The 15764-nt window shown below is 55.3% G+C and carries 16 protein-coding genes; 7 read left to right on the top strand and 9 right to left on the bottom strand.

Features of this window, described 5'->3' with window-relative positions; genetic code table 11:
* Position 1 precedes the first annotated feature (1 nt).
* Genes pcaG through C1J03_RS21910 form a run of 4 tightly spaced genes read left to right on the top strand, consistent with a single transcriptional unit; the run spans position 2 to position 2807 of the window.
* Entirely contained in the window at positions 2-616 is a 615-nt protein-coding gene (gene pcaG, locus C1J03_RS21925; RefSeq protein WP_114888510.1) for a protocatechuate 3,4-dioxygenase subunit alpha, read from the top strand.
* Between the two features lie 9 nt (positions 617-625).
* Complete coding sequence (locus tag C1J03_RS21920) at positions 626-1465, top strand: 3-keto-5-aminohexanoate cleavage protein (RefSeq protein ID WP_114888509.1); 840 nt, start codon at positions 626-628, stop codon at positions 1463-1465.
* Positions 1462-2169: a CoA transferase subunit A gene (locus tag C1J03_RS21915; protein WP_114884852.1), complete on the top strand. Its 708-nt coding sequence runs from the start codon at positions 1462-1464 to the stop codon at positions 2167-2169. The genes C1J03_RS21920 and C1J03_RS21915 overlap by 4 nt, the downstream gene beginning before the upstream one ends.
* Positions 2169-2807 (top strand): 3-oxoacid CoA-transferase subunit B, encoded by a 639-nt coding sequence (locus C1J03_RS21910; protein WP_114884850.1) that lies wholly within the window; start codon positions 2169-2171, stop codon positions 2805-2807. Before C1J03_RS21915 ends, C1J03_RS21910 begins: the two co-directional genes overlap by 1 nt.
* Positions 2808-2853: 46 nt before the next feature.
* Here the strand turns inward: C1J03_RS21910 and C1J03_RS21905 are convergent, their stop codons facing one another.
* From C1J03_RS21905 to C1J03_RS21865, 9 genes are all read right to left on the bottom strand, one after another.
* Positions 2854-3636, bottom strand: coding sequence for a LamB/YcsF family protein (locus C1J03_RS21905; RefSeq protein ID WP_114888508.1), 783 nt, complete (start codon positions 3634-3636; stop codon positions 2854-2856).
* A gap of 3 nt (positions 3637-3639) precedes the next feature.
* Positions 3640-4668 (bottom strand): biotin-dependent carboxyltransferase family protein, encoded by a 1029-nt coding sequence (locus tag C1J03_RS21900; protein ID WP_114888507.1) that lies wholly within the window; start codon positions 4666-4668, stop codon positions 3640-3642.
* Entirely contained in the window at positions 4665-5402 is a 738-nt protein-coding gene (locus C1J03_RS21895; protein ID WP_114888506.1) for a 5-oxoprolinase subunit B family protein, read from the bottom strand. Before C1J03_RS21895 ends, C1J03_RS21900 begins: the two co-directional genes overlap by 4 nt.
* On the bottom strand, positions 5395-6213 hold the full coding sequence (locus tag C1J03_RS21890; RefSeq protein ID WP_254694130.1) for a hypothetical protein: 819 nt from the start codon (positions 6211-6213) through the stop codon (positions 5395-5397). Before C1J03_RS21890 ends, C1J03_RS21895 begins: the two co-directional genes overlap by 8 nt.
* 126 nt (positions 6214-6339) lie before the next feature.
* On the bottom strand, positions 6340-7650 hold the full coding sequence (locus tag C1J03_RS21885) for a TRAP transporter large permease (protein ID WP_114888504.1): 1311 nt from the start codon (positions 7648-7650) through the stop codon (positions 6340-6342).
* Positions 7651-7654: 4 nt separating this feature from the next.
* On the bottom strand, positions 7655-8179 hold the full coding sequence (locus tag C1J03_RS21880; RefSeq protein WP_114888503.1) for a TRAP transporter small permease: 525 nt from the start codon (positions 8177-8179) through the stop codon (positions 7655-7657).
* A gap of 69 nt (positions 8180-8248) precedes the next feature.
* The gene (locus C1J03_RS21875; RefSeq protein WP_114888502.1) at positions 8249-9238 is read right to left on the bottom strand and encodes a TRAP transporter substrate-binding protein; all 990 of its coding nucleotides are present in this window, start codon (positions 9236-9238) and stop codon (positions 8249-8251) included.
* Between the two features lie 20 nt (positions 9239-9258).
* Entirely contained in the window at positions 9259-10509 is a 1251-nt protein-coding gene (locus tag C1J03_RS21870; RefSeq protein ID WP_114889143.1) for an NAD(P)/FAD-dependent oxidoreductase, read from the bottom strand.
* Between the two features lie 144 nt (positions 10510-10653).
* Entirely contained in the window at positions 10654-12255 is a 1602-nt protein-coding gene (locus C1J03_RS21865) for a GMC family oxidoreductase (RefSeq protein ID WP_114888501.1), read from the bottom strand.
* Between the two features lie 115 nt (positions 12256-12370).
* On the opposite strand from C1J03_RS21865, the gene C1J03_RS21860 reads away from it, so the two are divergent.
* The 3 genes from C1J03_RS21860 to C1J03_RS21850 all read left to right on the top strand — a co-directional run bounded on the left by C1J03_RS21860 (position 12371) and on the right by C1J03_RS21850 (position 15750).
* Positions 12371-13603 (top strand): TRAP transporter substrate-binding protein, encoded by a 1233-nt coding sequence (locus C1J03_RS21860; RefSeq protein WP_114888500.1) that lies wholly within the window; start codon positions 12371-12373, stop codon positions 13601-13603.
* Between the two features lie 120 nt (positions 13604-13723).
* The gene (locus C1J03_RS21855) at positions 13724-14392 is read left to right on the top strand and encodes a TRAP transporter small permease (RefSeq protein ID WP_114888499.1); all 669 of its coding nucleotides are present in this window, start codon (positions 13724-13726) and stop codon (positions 14390-14392) included.
* Positions 14392-15750: a TRAP transporter large permease gene (locus C1J03_RS21850; RefSeq protein WP_114888498.1), complete on the top strand. Its 1359-nt coding sequence runs from the start codon at positions 14392-14394 to the stop codon at positions 15748-15750. Before C1J03_RS21855 ends, C1J03_RS21850 begins: the two co-directional genes overlap by 1 nt.
* Positions 15751-15764: the final 14 nt, after the last annotated feature.

Genomic DNA, 15764 nt, shown 5'->3' with positions numbered 1-15764 from the left:
TATGACACAGAAACTCAACGCTTTTTACGAATCCCCATCACAAACTGCCGGGCCATACGTGCATATCGGATGCACGCCGAATTTCGCTGGCATTGATATCTATGGCAGCGACCTGGGGGCCACGATGAAAACTGGCCCGGTCAAAGGCCAAGAGATTACCATCCGCGGCACCGTGTTTGACGGCATGAATGCCGCCTTAAAGGACGCAATGATTGAAATATGGCAGGCCGATGCAAATGGCCTGCACAACGCTGCCTCAGAGGTGTGCGGGGCTGCCGATGCGAATTTTACCGGCTGGGGGAGGTCCCCGGGCGACATGGACACGGGTGAGTTTGTTTTCGAGACGATAAAGCCAGGACGTGTGCCGTTCCCTGACGGCCGATTGCAGGCACCGCATGTTACGTTCTGGGTCGTTGCGCGGGGCATCAACATCGGTCTACATACCCGTATGTATTTCGCTGATGAAGCCGACGCGAATGCCAAAGACCCAATCTTGACCCGGATTGAACATCAAAACCGTATTCCAACCTTGCTTGCGCAGGCGGAAGGGGGCGGAACCTACCGTTTCGATATCCGCCTTCAAGGTGCAGGTGAAACCATCTTTTTTGACATATGAGGGCAGACCATGACCAAACCTTGCATCATTTGCGTCGCCATTACTGGGTCAGTTCCCACAAAGGAGAGCAATCCCGCAGTCCCGATCACCGTGACGGAGCAAATCGAAAGCACCCATGAGGCTTTTGAAGCTGGTGCCGCGATTGCCCATTGCCATGTGCGCAACGACGACCAGACGCCCTCCAGTGATCCGGAGAAATTCGCGCGTCTCAAAGAAGGTTTGGAAAAACACTGTCCTGGTATGATTGTGCAGTTCTCAACGGGTGGCCGTTCAGGGGCTGGCAATGAACGAGGCGGTATGCTGCCGCTGTCGCCCGATATGGCGTCACTCACTGTTGGGTCAAACAACTTTCCAACTCGCGTCTATGAGAACCCGCCGCAGTTGGTGGAATGGCTGGCGTCCGAAATGATCGAACATGACGTGAAGCCAGAAATCGAAGCCTTTGACCTCAGCCACATCCTCAAGGCCAAAGAAATGCACGACAATGGCCAGATCAAAGATACGCCGTATGTGCAGTTCGTGATGGGTGTGAAAAACGCCATGCCCGTCGACCGTGATGTGTTTGATTTTTACCTCAAGACGGTGCACCGCTTGTTTGGCGAGGATGCCCCATGGTGCGCCGCTGGGATCGGTGCCAAGCAGCTTGAGTTGAACGAATGGGCCATTTCAAATGGGGGCCATGCGCGGACAGGATTAGAAGACAACGTGCGTTTAGATCGCAACACGCTGGCCCCGTCCAACGCTGCGCTGGTCAAAATGGCGGCGGAAATCTGCGAGAAATACGCGCGCCCCGTGGCAAGCTGGCAGCAAGCGCGTGAAATTTTAGGCCTTCGAAAGGGTACAGCATGAACAAGATTTACGGGAGTGCGTCTTCGGCACTTGAAGGGCTTTTGCACGACGGGATGTTTATCGCGGCTGGTGGATTTGGGTTGTGCGGCATTCCTGAGTTGCTGTTGTCGGCGATCCGGGATGCGGGGACCAAGGATTTAACGTTTGCGTCCAACAATGCGGGGGTTGATGATTTTGGCATTGGGATCTTGCTGCAGACGCGTCAGGTCAAGAAAATGATCAGCTCTTATGTGGGCGAGAACGCGGAATTTATGCGCCAGTATCTCTCGGGCGAGCTCGAGTTGGAGTTCAACCCACAAGGCACGCTGGCTGAGCGGATGCGCGCGGGCGGCTGCGGCATTCCGGGGTTCTACACCAAGACCGGCGTCGGCACCGTGATCGCGGATGGCAAGGAAGTGAAGAACTGGGACGGCCAGGATTACATCCTCGAAGAGGGCATCTTTGCGGATCTGAGCATCATCAAGGCGTGGAAAGCCGACGCCACTGGCAACCTGATCTTTCGCAAGACGGCGCGCAACTTTAACCCGCCAGCGGCCATGTGCGGCAAGGTCTGTGTTGTTGAGGTCGAAGAGATTGTGCCCACCGGCACCTTTGACCCCGACCATATCCACCTGCCCGGCATCTATGTGCACCGCATCATTCAGGGGACACATGAAAAGCGCATTGAACAGCGCACCACCAGACCCAAGGGGGAGGACGTATAATGGCCGATGCACTCAAGGGCTGGGACCGCAACCAGATGGCGGCCCGCGCCGCCGAAGAGCTGAGCGATGGCATGTATGTGAACCTCGGGATCGGCATCCCGACGCTGGTGGCCAATTACGTCGGCGACAAGGACATCACGCTGCAGTCAGAGAACGGGATGCTTGGCATGGGCCCGTTCCCGATCGAGGGTGACGAAGACGCCGATCTGATCAATGCCGGCAAGCAGACCATCACCGAGCTGGACCGCACCGCTTATTTTGACAGCGCGACCAGCTTTGGCATGATCCGCGGCGGCAAGATCGCAGCGGCCATTCTGGGTGCAATGGAAGTGGCAGAAAATGGCGACCTCGCCAACTGGATGATCCCCGGCAAGCTGGTCAAAGGCATGGGCGGTGCGATGGATCTGGTCGCAGGCGTTGGCCGTGTGATCGTGGTGATGGACCACGCCAACAAGCACGGCGACAGCAAGGTCCTTAAGGCATGCACCCTGCCGCTGACCGGCGCGGGAGTTGTGGACCGGATCATCACAAACCTAGGCGTGCTCGACGTGGTGGAAGGCGGCCTGCGCATTGTGGAATGCGCCCAAGGCGTCACCGAAGCAGACCTGCGCGCCGCGACAGACGCGACACTGGTCTGAACACAACAAAACGGAACGCAGGGCCCAAAGACGGGGCCTGCGTTAGTTAGGTTGATGCAGGGTTGGTTCGGCCGGGGAAACGCTCAACGGTAATGCCCGCGCCTTCAAGTGCTGCACGAACGGACCGGGCAATTTCTACGGCAGTTGGCGTGTCTCCATGCAGGCAGATCGTGTCGATTGCAGCAGGAATTTGTTTGCCGCTTTCTGTGATGATTGCACCGGCCTGAACCATCTTAACCATACGCGCACCTGCTACCAGCGGATCATGGATCACTGCACCAGCTAGGGACCGGTCGACCAGTGTTGCATCATCATTGTAGGCGCGATCAGCAAATATTTCACCTGCCCAAGTGCAACCCAAAGCCTCGACGGCGTGCTGCTGCGCAGTTGCCGCCAACACCATGACAATCAAATTAGGTGCGACGGAAAGAGCTGCTTCATAACAATCACGCGCCAGCGTTTCGTCTTCTGAAGCCATGTTGGCCAGCGCACCGTGCAGCTTCAAATGCCGTACCTCTGCACCAATGCTCCGCGCCATGCCGGTACTGGCTGCAACCTGATAGCGGATCTGATTTTGCAGCGTCGCGCGTGGAACTGACATACGATTGCGCCCAAAACCAGCGAGGTCCATGAACCCGGGGTGCGCTCCGATCCCGACACCATTTTGATGCGCGATGGTCATTGTCGCGGCCATGGTGTCGGCGTCACCGGCATGCCCACCGCAGGCGACATTTGCCGAAGTAACGGTTTGCAATAGGCTCGCGTCATCGCCCATCGTCCACGGCCCAAAGCTTTCGCCCATATCGGCGTTCAGGTCTACACGGATCATATTTCAGTTCTCCTCGGCGAAAGGGTCAGCGGTGGCGGATATAGCGCCGCTGACCAATTGATAGCGCAACAAGTCCCGCATGGTGTGCGGGTCCCGCACAAGCGGGTAGATGCGTTGGGCCAACATTTTGCGCTCTGTGCTTGCCTGACGCTCTGCGGCTTCGGCCTCTCTGTGCGACACAAAAGAAAAGCACAAAGTTGCCCCCGCAGGTGCTTGGGCCACCCTATTCAAATCGCACGGGATCACCGTGCCAATCCGCGGGTAGCCTCCCGTGGTGCCGCATTCGCACATTAGGACATAGGGTGTGCCATCGCCGGTAATTTGGATGTCACCGGGCACGATAATTTCAGACAGGATGTTGAGTTGATCATTTGCAAAGAAGCCACCCTCGTCGCTGTCCATCCTAACGCCCATTCGGTTTGCCCGAGGGTCGCGGCGAAACTGGGTTTGGTTGAAACGGTCGCGAACGTCTTGCTCAAACAGATCGGTTTGCATGGATGCAACAACACGGATTTGACCCCCATCAAAGCGCTCTTCTTGTGGGAGGGCGTTGCCTGTGGTCTGAGATTTATCCTTGCCTATTGGCAGGGCATCTCCAAGAGCGATAGCCGCGCCAAGGCCCGCGCTGATATGGGTCGCTCGCGAACCCATTCTAACGGGGCCGTCGATGCCTCCGCCAACGTGAAGGTATCCATAAGTTCCCACACGCGCCCCCCCTATGACCAGTTTTGCGCCTGCAGGCAGTGCGTGGCTTGCGTTCCAGGTCAGGGGCGTTCCATCAATGCTTGCGGACATTGGCGCGCCAGTCAGGGCGATGCGGCTGTCGGTATCGCTGTGAAACGTCCCGCCCATGCCTACCATCTCAAGCGCGGCAAGTTCGCTCGATTGGCCGAGCAAAGCGGCACCTTCAAACAGAGCAGTTGTATCGGCGACACCGCTCTTGTTGAGGCCTTGTGACAGGTATCCCAATCGACCCTGATCCTGAATCGTGATTGAGGGTCCAGCAGATGTGACGTGGAGAGTACCGCTCATGTCAGGGCCTCTTGCTGCGCGCCACCGTTGCCAGATGTATCTTTGGCGGTGATTTTACGCAGTTCGTTGGCTGTGACGGCGGGAAAGCAAAGCTCGTCTCCCGGAGAGAGGGCAAAGGGCATTTCTGCCTCCGGTCGGAATGTCTGAAAGGCTGTCTGACCCACATGCCGCCAGCCGGTCGGCGATGCATTGGTGAACACGATCAACTGGCGGATTGCGACCACAAGAGCGCCGGGTGGTACGGATTTGGTTAGGGTTTGCTGGCGGGGGATGTTCCAGTGTTCTGGCAACTCGCCCATATAAGGCTGGCCCGGGGCAAATCCGATTGTAAGAACACGGACACGAGACGTGGAGAGTTCCTTGATTGCCTGCTCAGGGCTAACGCCTGCGGCCTCTGCAGCCTCTATCAATTGTGGCGCGAGGGCTTCGTCATAGGCGCAAGGAACCTGCCACAATGTTCGGCCTGCGGGGAGTGGTGCGTGAAACCAATCTTGCGCAGCGAGCAGAGCTTGTAGCTTTGCGGTCATCGCCTGTGGGGCGGTACGCGCCAAATCGACGGCAATAAAAGTTGAAACCAAAGAGGTGCTCGTTTCCGTGACTTCGGACCACTCAGCTGCCTGCAATGCGGCGCGAAAAGCGAGGGCTGCGCGGTTGGCAGGCTCGCTCACCTTTTCCGCAAATTGCACAAGCATACCGGACATTCCAACACTGCGGATTTGTGGAAAATCAGTCATGGGGCAAAGCCCAACGATAGAGACGGGGCAGCAGCAAGGGGGTGAGGTACATCGGCAATTGCCAGCAGGCGATGAAGATCAACAGTGGTGCTATCGTTTCTGGCGGCAGCGCGACTAGGAAAAGTGCGATATTGCGGTTGCCTGCGCCGATGGCAAGCGGTCCTGCGACGGGGCGCAGACGCGAGTTCCGTAGGCAAATTAGGGTTGTGAATTGTAACCCATAGCTGATCGCAAAAGCGAAGATCGCCCACAGCAGCACCGATGATGCGTCTGCTCGAACAGCTGCGTTCAATGGGGCCATGAGTGCGACAACGATGACAGAGAACGCGATAACGGATGCGCCGTCCAAGGTTTGGACTTGCCGTGCGTTGGGGTGTGGAAAAATCCGGGCACGCAGGACGAACCCAAGAAGCGTTGCAATAACGATGACGACCAATACCGCAAGGGCGCTTTGAATGACTTCGGTCGGCGGCCCCAATTGAGGAAAGAGCGCGAGGACCGGCAAGACCGTCACCGGAAAGGCTGCCGTGCCCAACACCAAGATTTGCATCATGCGGCCCGCGTCTTGACCAAGGAGCAAAGCGAGGTTTGGCCCGCCCGAAATTGCCGGAGCTGCGGCGACCAAAACAAGCGCAAGGGCCGCGGGCGTTTGTGTCAGCCCCAGCATCCACAACGCGGCGTAGCAGACCAGTGGAAGTGCCAGTTGCAAGACAAAAACTGCGCCCAAGCCCCAAGCCAAGTCGTGCGCTGCCCCGAGTGCTGCACGATGCCCGATCCGCAGGGCGGTGACAGTCAGTAAAATAGCGACCATCTGCGGCAACCACGGCTGCAGTGCTCTTGCCAACTGCGGGAGCAATGCGCCAGCCATCAGGCCGGCGACAAGACACAAGCGTGCGTGTTTCGAACAAAGACATAGCATCCACCCCATGTGTCACCGTCAGACCGGACCTTTGCGCAGGTTATCCGGTAACCACGTTGCAAGTTCTGGAAACCAGATCAGCACAAAGACCATCAGCACCATGATTGCAAACATCGGCAGGGCGGCACGGGTGATGTAGCCCATCTCGTGATCCGTCATGCCTTGGATGACAAAGAGGTTGAACCCAATGGGCGGCGTGATTTGTGCCATCTCGACGACGACCACAACGAATATGCCGAACCAGATCAGGTCGATCCCGGCTCCGCGTACCATCGGTTCAACCACGGCCATTGTCAGAACGACCGAAGATATTCCATCAAGGAACATGCCCAAAATGATATAGAACACCAACAGCGCCATCAGGAGTTGGAAGCGTGTCAGCTCCATTGCCGCGATGCCATCTGCCAATGCGCGGGGCAGGCCGGTAAAGCCCATAGAGAGCTTGAGGAATGCCGCTCCGGCGAGGATCAAGGCGATCATAGCGGAAGTCCGCATCGCGCCCATCAGACTTTCACGAAAGCTGTCCCAATTGAGCGATCCCTGAAACATAGCCAACACAAGCGCGCCGATAACGCCGATTGCGGCGGCTTCTGTTGCGGTAGCAAAGCCGAGGTACATCGACCCAATCACAACCGTGATCAGCGCAAAGACAGGCAAAAGAAAACGTGAATTTGCGAGTTTTTCGCCAAACGTCATCTGCGGCTCTGGTGTGGGGTTCCAGTCTTTAGAGACCATAGAATAGATGGCCACATAGCCCATGAACATTACGGCCAGCACCAACCCGGGCATAACACCGGCAAAGAATAACTTGGTGATGCTCTCGTTGACCGTCACGCCATAGACGATCAGGGCCAGTGACGGCGGGATCATCAGGCCCAAGGTTGCGGCTCCTGCGAGCGTGCCGATGATCATCTTTTCAGGGTAGTTGCGGCTGCGGAGTTCGGGGATCGACATCTTACCAACAGTGGTCAGCGTTGCGGCTGAAGAACCCGAGACGGCGGCGAAAACTGTGCAGCCCACGATGTTGGTGTGGACCAGACCACCGGGAAGCTTTGCAAGCCAAGGAGAGAGGCCCTTGAACATATCTTCTGATAATCGCGTTCGGTATAGGATCTCGCCCATCCAGATGAACAGCGGCAAGGCCGTTAGCGTCCAAGATGATGAGCTTGCCCAGATCGTAGTGATCATGGCGTCCCCAACGGGGCGGGTGGTGAAAAGTTCCATCCCGACCCAAGCAACACCCATTAGGGCAAGGCCAACCCAGACGCCGGTACCAAGCAAGAAAAAGAGGACAAAGAGGAAGAGAACAATCGCATAAAGTTCGGTCATTTGGTTATTCCCCAAAGCTTTCATCGACAAGGTCACGCGTAATGCGGTGCTCTCCCTTGAAGATGACGTAAAGCAGGTTGTCAGTGAGTGCGATTGCAAGGATTGCCCCGCCAATGACCATCACGGATTGTGGAATCCACAGCAGAGTAGCGTCCTGATCTTGGCTGACTTCGCTGAACTTCCACGACCAGTAGACGAACCAATAGGCGTAATAGGTGAAGTACCATGCGATCGCGGCAGCAAGGCCAAAACACCAAATTTCCAGAAGCCGCTTAGGGCCCTTCGCGAGTGAATTGAGAAGGATCGATACGCGGATATGAGCGCCTCGATTGAGAGCGTTGGCAAAGGCAAAAAAACTCGCTCCGGCCATGGCGTATCCTGCATAGCTCGCGGCACCGGGAAACACGGCTCCAGTCCAGCGCGCGACCATCTGCGCAACGATCAGCGCCAGAATAGCAACGAGGCAAAGCGCGGCAAGTGCGCCTGCGCCAAGGTAGATACCGTCAAGAATTTTGCGCAAGGCTGTCATGTGAACGCTCTCCTCGGAGTCACAAGAAAAATGCGGCGGCCCGAATGTCCGGGCCGCCGCGAAGTGCGATTACTGCATCGCTTTGTAGTCGTCGACCAAGGCCTGGCCGTTTACGCCGGCGGCCTCCAACCATTCGGTTGTCATGGTGTCACCTACGGTACGCAGACCCGACATCAATTCGTCGCCTGCGGGCTGCACGATCATGCCGCCTTCTCTCAGCCCGTCGTAGGTGAACTGAGTGTAAGATTTGGATTTATCCAAACCACGTGCCGCAGCTTCATCTGCGCAGCCGGTAATGATACCCTTGTTGGCGTCAGAGACGCCTTTCCAGACATCGCCGTTCACCATGATGTAGTTGCGCGGCAACCAAGCATCGACCTCATAGTAATGCGTCAGGCTTTCCCAAACCTTCTGGTCATAGCCCGTTGCACCGGACGAGATCATCGATTCAGCAACACCCGTTGCAAAGGCTTGGCTGACTTCAGCGGCCTCAATCGTAACGGGGGCCATGCCGGTCAACTCAGCCAAACGCGCTGTGGTGTTGTTGTATGAGCGGAACTTGATTCCTGCCATATCGGCGACCGAGTTCACTTCTTTCTTGAAGTAGAGCCCCTGTGGCGGCCATGGCACATTATAAAGCAGGTGCAGGTTTTGCTCTTCTAGGACAGATTCGATCTTGGGCTTGGCTGCTTCCCACAGCTTACCACTGGCATCAAAAGATGGCGCGAGGAAAGGGATTGAATCAAAGCCAAAGACCGCGTCTTCGTTCTGGTGACCTGAGAGCAGACGCTCACCAATCTGAACCTGGCCAGTTTGAATAGCGCGTTTGATGTCTGCGCCCGCGAACAGCGAACCACCCGGATGCACGGTGATTTCGATCTCACCTTGGGTGCCTGATGTGACGCATTGAGCAAATTCGACACCATTCTCTGAATGGAAGTTGGAGGCCGAATAGGCCATCGGCATGTCCCATTTTTCAGCGGCAAAGGCAGGTGCTGCTCCTGTCAGTGCGATGGCGGCTGTGGCCGCACAACTCATGAGTTTGGTCGTCATTTTCATGGTAGTCTCCCGGTTGGTTTTTAATTCGGTATGTTTCCGAAACGTTGTGGTTCGTAAGGGGTCAGATCAGTATTATGAGGCTGCCCCGTAATCAGCCCTGCGATCAGGCGACCCGTTTTTGGGCCACTCGTCAAGCCAATGTGGTGATGCCCGAAGGCTGTGTAGACCCGACTTGTCCCAACTTGCCCAATAAGCGGCAGGCTGTCGCTGGGGGCGGGTCTGTGCCCCAGCCATTCTATTTCATCGGTGGCGGTAAGTTCAGGAAACGCAGATTTTGCCTGTTGACGGAGCAGGGCAAGGGGGGCTTTGGACGGCCCCGCCTCAAGCCCACCGAATTCGAGGATACCTGCACAGCGGAGACCTTGCTCCATGGGAGTCGCCACAAATTTTCCGCTCGCGATCATAATGGGCCGGGTTGGGCCGCCTTGGGCATTTTTAAAAACAATGTGGTAGCCGCGCTCGGATTCGAGCGGGACGTTCAGGCCTAGTTTGGCCATCAGGGGTTTGGACCAGACACCGGTTGCCAGCACCACATCGTCACAATCAATGCGGCCTTGGCTGGTCTCAATCCCGGTAATTTTACCGCTGCTTAAGTCGAAGTCCTGTACGTCGGCTCCGCGAAATTTTCCGCCCATATCCTGAAAGGCCATCGCAAGTGCCTTAACGTATTCGCCGGGATCCCGAATAAAGCCGTGATCACGCAACATTGCGATGCAGCCAATATCTTTGCTCAGGGAGGGCTCAACATCGTGGACGTTCGCACCTTCGATCAGTTCGGGTACAAACCCGGCTTCTGCACGGCGGGCCCAAGTATAGTGATCAAGGTCAAAGGCGCGTCGATCAGTGTAGGCAAAGCAGTAGTCACTGTCCTGGACCCAATCTTCGAGCCCAAGATCTGCGCAAAGGGATTTGTGCTGGCTCACAGTGTCACTAACGATGGGGGTCAGACCACGTGCGATGCGCCGCGTATCGGTGTCGTTGGCGTGCTTCAGGTAATCGCGCAGCCATGGCAGCATCCGTGGCAGATATCCCCAACGCACGAACAAGGGAGAGTTTTTATCAAAGACCATGCCTGGAGCTTTTAGGGCCAACCCCGGACCGGTCACAGGCACCATAGAGCAGGCGGCCAGCACGCCTGCGTTGCCGTGGGATGTGCCTGAACCGGGTGCTGCGCGGTCAACCAGCGTTACATCTGCCCCTGCGCGTTTCAACCAAATGGCTGACGATACGCCGACGATTCCTGCGCCGATCACGGCGACATGACGCTTCATCGGCGCAGACATTTACACAAGGGTGGCAGCATGAGTGACGATTCCTTTGAGCGCATACTGGCACAATTTGACATCACGTCAATAAAATGTTGATAAATTGTAAACGTTGTTCGTTGCAGGGGACCTCTGCCAACTGGTCTGCAGTCAGCTGCGCGCGTCTTCGAGAATCAGATCGCTGGCTTTTTCTCCAATCATGATGGCGGGCGCGTTGGTGTTGCCTGAGACGATTTCTGGCATAATAGAGCAATCGGCGACACGAAGTCCTTGGATGCCGTGCACCCGCAGGCGCGCGTCAACCACAGCTGATTTGCCGTTGCCCATTTTACAGGTACCAGTTGGGTGGTAAATCGATGCGGTGTTGTCCCGCGCCCAATTCAACGTGGCGTCATAGTCGTTGATATCGAGGTCTGCATGCGGCCGGTATTCCTCTGAAATCTTCGAGGTCAGCGGCGCATGACGTGCAATGCGGCGGGCAATATTCACACCCTCAACGATGGTGCGGCAGTCCGTTTCGGTGGCCAGATAGTTGGGGTGGATGGTTGGATAGGTGCGCGGATCAGCAGATGACAGCCTGATTTCGCCTTTGCTTTCGGGCCGTAGTTGACACACGGACATCGTAAACGCCGAGAATTTGTCAGCACCTTTGCCGGGGTTTTCTGCCGACAAAGGTTGTACATGAAATTGGATGTCAGGCGTCTCCATATCGGAGCGAGTTTTCATGAACCCAGTTGCAAGGCTAGCGGCCATGGTCATGGGGCCTGCGCGGAACATCAGGTATTTCAGCCCGATCTTGGCTTGGCCAAACAATGACCCAACTTCATCATTCAAAGTGGGCTCGTTGCATTTATAGACGAGGCGCGCTTGCAGGTGGTCTTGCATGTTCTTGCCGACGCCGTGCAGGTCCTGCACAACTTCGATGCCGTGTTCTGCCAGTTGATCCGCTTCACCAATGCCCGACAACATCAGTATTTGAGGTGAGTTGATGGAGCCGCCGGACAAGATGATCTCGCGCCGCGCAGTGACGGTTTGTTTTTTGCCAGAGCGATCTGTGTAAACAACGCCTGTGGCTCGTTTGTCTTCGATCACGACTTTCTCGACCTGAGCATGCGTGATGATCTGGAGGTTTGGTCGCGACTTGACGGGGTTAAGATAAGCGACAGCACTGCTGCAGCGGCGCCCATTGCGGGAAGTTAGCTGAAAGAAGCCCACGCCTTCCTGATCCGCACCGTTATAATCTGGATTGAACTTGTAGCCAGCCGCCTGCGCAGAGGCGACCCAAGCATCGGTGATCGGGCGTTGAATGCGCATGTTTGAGACCGACAGTGGGCCTTGGTCGCCGTGATACTCATCGGCACCGCGTTCATTTTTCTCAGCCCGCTTGAACAAGGGAAGCACATCGTCCCAGCCCCAACCGGCGTTACCCATCTGACGCCAGCGATCGTAGTCTTGCGGCTGTCCTCGGACATAGAGAAGGCCATTCAGCGAAGAAGACCCGCCCAGAACCTTGCCGCGGGGCCATTCGATGGAGCGACCGTTCAGGCCAGGATCGGGTTCAGTCTTGTAACACCAATCGACTTTGGGGTCATGGATGGTCTTAAAGTAACCGACGGGGATGTGAATCCACGGGTTCAGATCGCGCCCGCCAGCTTCAAGAAGGATGACGTTATTCTTTGGGTCGGCACTCAATCTGCTGGCCAGCACGCACCCTGCGGAGCCGGCACCAACGACGATGAAATCTGCTTCCATTTCACATTCTCCCGGATATTGTAAAAAAATTCTATACAGAAGCAGTATTTCATACTAGTGTTTTTTGAAACAAAAAGTCTCAATAATCGAGAAACACTTAACGGGAGGAACTAAAATGAGTATACAGAACAGACTGAAGGGCATTTCGCGCCGGGACCTTTTCAAGGTCGCAGGGCGTTATGGCATGAGCTCAACTTTGTTGGCAGCCGGCGGTGCTGGTGGCGTGATGAGCCTCGCGAATCTCGCGAACGCCGCAGAAACCACGTATGACAAACGCTTCACTAAAGAAGCAAAGCATACGTTTAAATTCGGCGCGTCTGGCTTTAACGCACGGAACCTTTTGATCGAACGCGCGGGCGCGTTGGAATTCTGTCGCGACCTGGAATCACGTACAGATGGTGAGATCCGCATCGAGTTTATCGGCGACAACCAAATCTGTGGTCAGACGTCATGCGTTGAGAAATGTCAGCAAGGCATCGTTGATTTCTATGCGGCTTCCACACAGAACTCCGCTGGTGGTGCACCTTACTTGAACGTGCTGGACTATGCATACATGTTCCGTAACCGCGCGGATCAGTACCACTTCTTGTATTCACCCGCGTCCCAAGCACTGCTACGCGAGCCTTATGAAAAGCGTCACGGCCTGAAGCTGTTGTTCTCTCACGCTGAACTGCGTGGCATCCAGTTGGGTCTGGCATGGGAAGATAAGCCAACGGTTACATCCGTAGAGCAACTCGCTGGCACGAAAAACCGCGTTACAGGTACACAGCTTGGTCGCATCGCGATGGAAGCCATGAATCTGAACCCGGTTCCAGTCGCATGGGAAGAAACACTCGACGGTCTGAAGCAAGGCCTGATTGATGGCGCGGAAACATGGGCATCTGCGGTTGCATACGCCAACATGTCACCAGTTGTATCCCAGTCTGTTCACTTGAACTTCTTCTGCGGTACAGAAGCTACTTCCATGAACGCATCTGTATTCGATGGTCTGTCCGGCGATCTGCAGGACGCGGTTATGGAATCTTCCTACTGGGCGCAAACGCACGTTCAGGCAGCGAACGAAGCGGCACTGGTGAAAACTGTAGGCCAGTCTGATCCAATGCTGCCAGGCACAATCTTTGCTGAAAACAACGTCCGCAACGCATTCTTGTCCGATGAGGAAATCAAGAAAGCGGAGATGATGTGTTCTCCAGAGTTCCAACCACAGTTGTGGGAGCAATGGCGTGAGCGTCTGAACGGCTGGTCCGGTGGCCGTGATACGTATCAGGAAATCTACGACGAAGTTCGCACAATCGACGGCGACACAAAGCCAGAGAACGTTGAACCACGTCGCTGGTGGAAGTCCTAAACTTCTTGAACTAGTCTTGGGCCGATCCGCACATGGCGGGTCGGCCTTTTTTTAGCCGTTTTTCAGACGTCGAACGTTGGCAGTCAGGTCGCAACTGAGTGTCGAAGAGGGGGGATATTTATGTCGATTTTGTCCGAAGCATGGTCAGTTATACCTGCCATACTGTCTGGCGATCCATGGGAAATGAAGACCGCATTTTACTCAGATGGGATGTGGCTTTTTGGGGTCGTTGTGACACTGGTTGGAGGTTTCCTGGCGCATCTTTTGTTCAAGAGTGTTCCCTTCATCGAACGCCATCTAGAACGCGGCATATCAGTGGTTGCTTACCTTGTGATCGCGGCGATCATCTTTTGGGGTGTAATCGACCGGTTTGTATTCTCCAGCCAGTGGTCTGGATCTACAACGGTCCCACCGTTCCTGTTCATGATTATGGCGTGGTTCGGGTGTTCCTATAACGTAAAATTGCGCACGCACCTGAGCTTTAGCGAATTCCGCTCAAAGATGAGCCCAGTGCGCCAGATGGCTACGTTGAGCCTAGACGCTGTTCTGTGGCTTGGATTCTGCCTGCTTGCGATTACAACTTCTTTGCGGTTCACCGCGTATTCTGCCGATAACTTTCAGATGGTGGATGGGGTCGATGATGTTATGAAGTGGTGGTTCTACATCACTGTTCCGATCGCGTTTACTTTGATGTCAGGCCGCGTGGTCGGCAATTGGCTTGAAGATTGGAGCAATTTCAAAGCTGGAAACCCAATTATCAAACAAGCCGTTATTGGGGGGGATGTCTAATGACCGATGGATCTTGGATTACGCTTATTTCTATCGCTGTGACAATTTTCTTCATGCTGGGTACGCCAGTGTTGCTGGTTATCTTCTACTGGGTGATCGGCTGTAGCTTTGTGATCGACCTGCCCTTGGACAACACGGGCAACGAACTGCTGAACGTTTTCAACAAAGGCTTTGCTCTTTTGGCGATGCCCCTGTTCATCTTAACTGGGGATTTGATCAACCAATCTGGAATTGCGCGACGATTGTCGGATTTTGCCTATTCCTGTTTAGGGTGGTTGCGCGGCGGTTTGGCCATGGCGGCCATTGCAGCCTGCGGTCTGTTTGCGGCGATCTCTGGGTCCAACTCAGCGACCACAGCAACGATCGGTTCGATGCTTCATCCTGAAATGGTCAAAGGTGGCTATGATGAACGGTTCTCGGCAGCAACAGCTGCTGCGGGTGGTACGGTTGGTATCATCATCCCGCCGTCGATTATCTTTATCGTCTACGGGTTCTTGTTGAACCTGCCAATTTCTGACCTGTTCATCGCTGGTATCGTGCCGGGTGCGTTGATGGTTCTTGCCATGATGACGGCAGCTTTCATCATCTGTACGATCAACGGTTGGGGTTTCTTGATCCGTCTGTCGCCACTGCGTGTGATCAAAACAGCAATCGGTGCATGGTTGGGCTTCTTCGCTATCGGCCTGGTTCTGTGGGGCATTTACTCTGGTAAGTTCTCACCTACCGAAGCCGCTGGTGTGACAGTCGGCTTTTGTATCATCGTTGGCATGATCAGCTATCCACTCAACAAGATCATGGGTGATGGCACCGACAAGCCAGTCGAAGAAAAGTCCGTTGCGTCGATGTTTGTGGTAGAGGGCTTTACCTTGCTGAGCCTGCCAAACATCGTCTCGCGGTCTGCGCAGATCACCGGTATCTTGGTTCCGCTGATTGCCGTATCTGTTGCGATGCAACAGGTGATGTCATCGTTGGGCGCGAAGGAATTCATTGGTGCATTTGTGACAGGCATGGGCGGTTACTACGCTGTTCTGTTCACATCGATGGCAATTGTGTTTGTGACCGGCATGATCCTAGAATCATTGCCCGTAACGATCATTCTCGCACCTATCTTGGCCCCAATCGCTGCATCCGTGGGGGTCGATCCGATCCACTTCGCGGTGATCTTCCTTGTTGGTGCTTCGATTGGATTTATTACGCCTCCCTACGGTCTGAACCTCTATGTGGCCAGTGGCGTAACGGGTGTGCCCTACTTCAGACTGCTCAGGTACATCGTTCCATACCTTGTCGCTTTGATCAGTGTGTGGATTTTGGTTGCACTTATTCCTGACCTAGCATTAGTGCTCCTGCCGAGTAGATAAAAGAAAGTCTCCGA

This window comes from Sulfitobacter sp. SK012, assembly GCF_003352085.1.
GTDB lineage: Bacteria > Pseudomonadota > Alphaproteobacteria > Rhodobacterales > Rhodobacteraceae > Sulfitobacter.
Note: the sequence above shows the minus strand (reverse complement) of the source record. Positions and strands in the feature narration are given on the sequence as shown.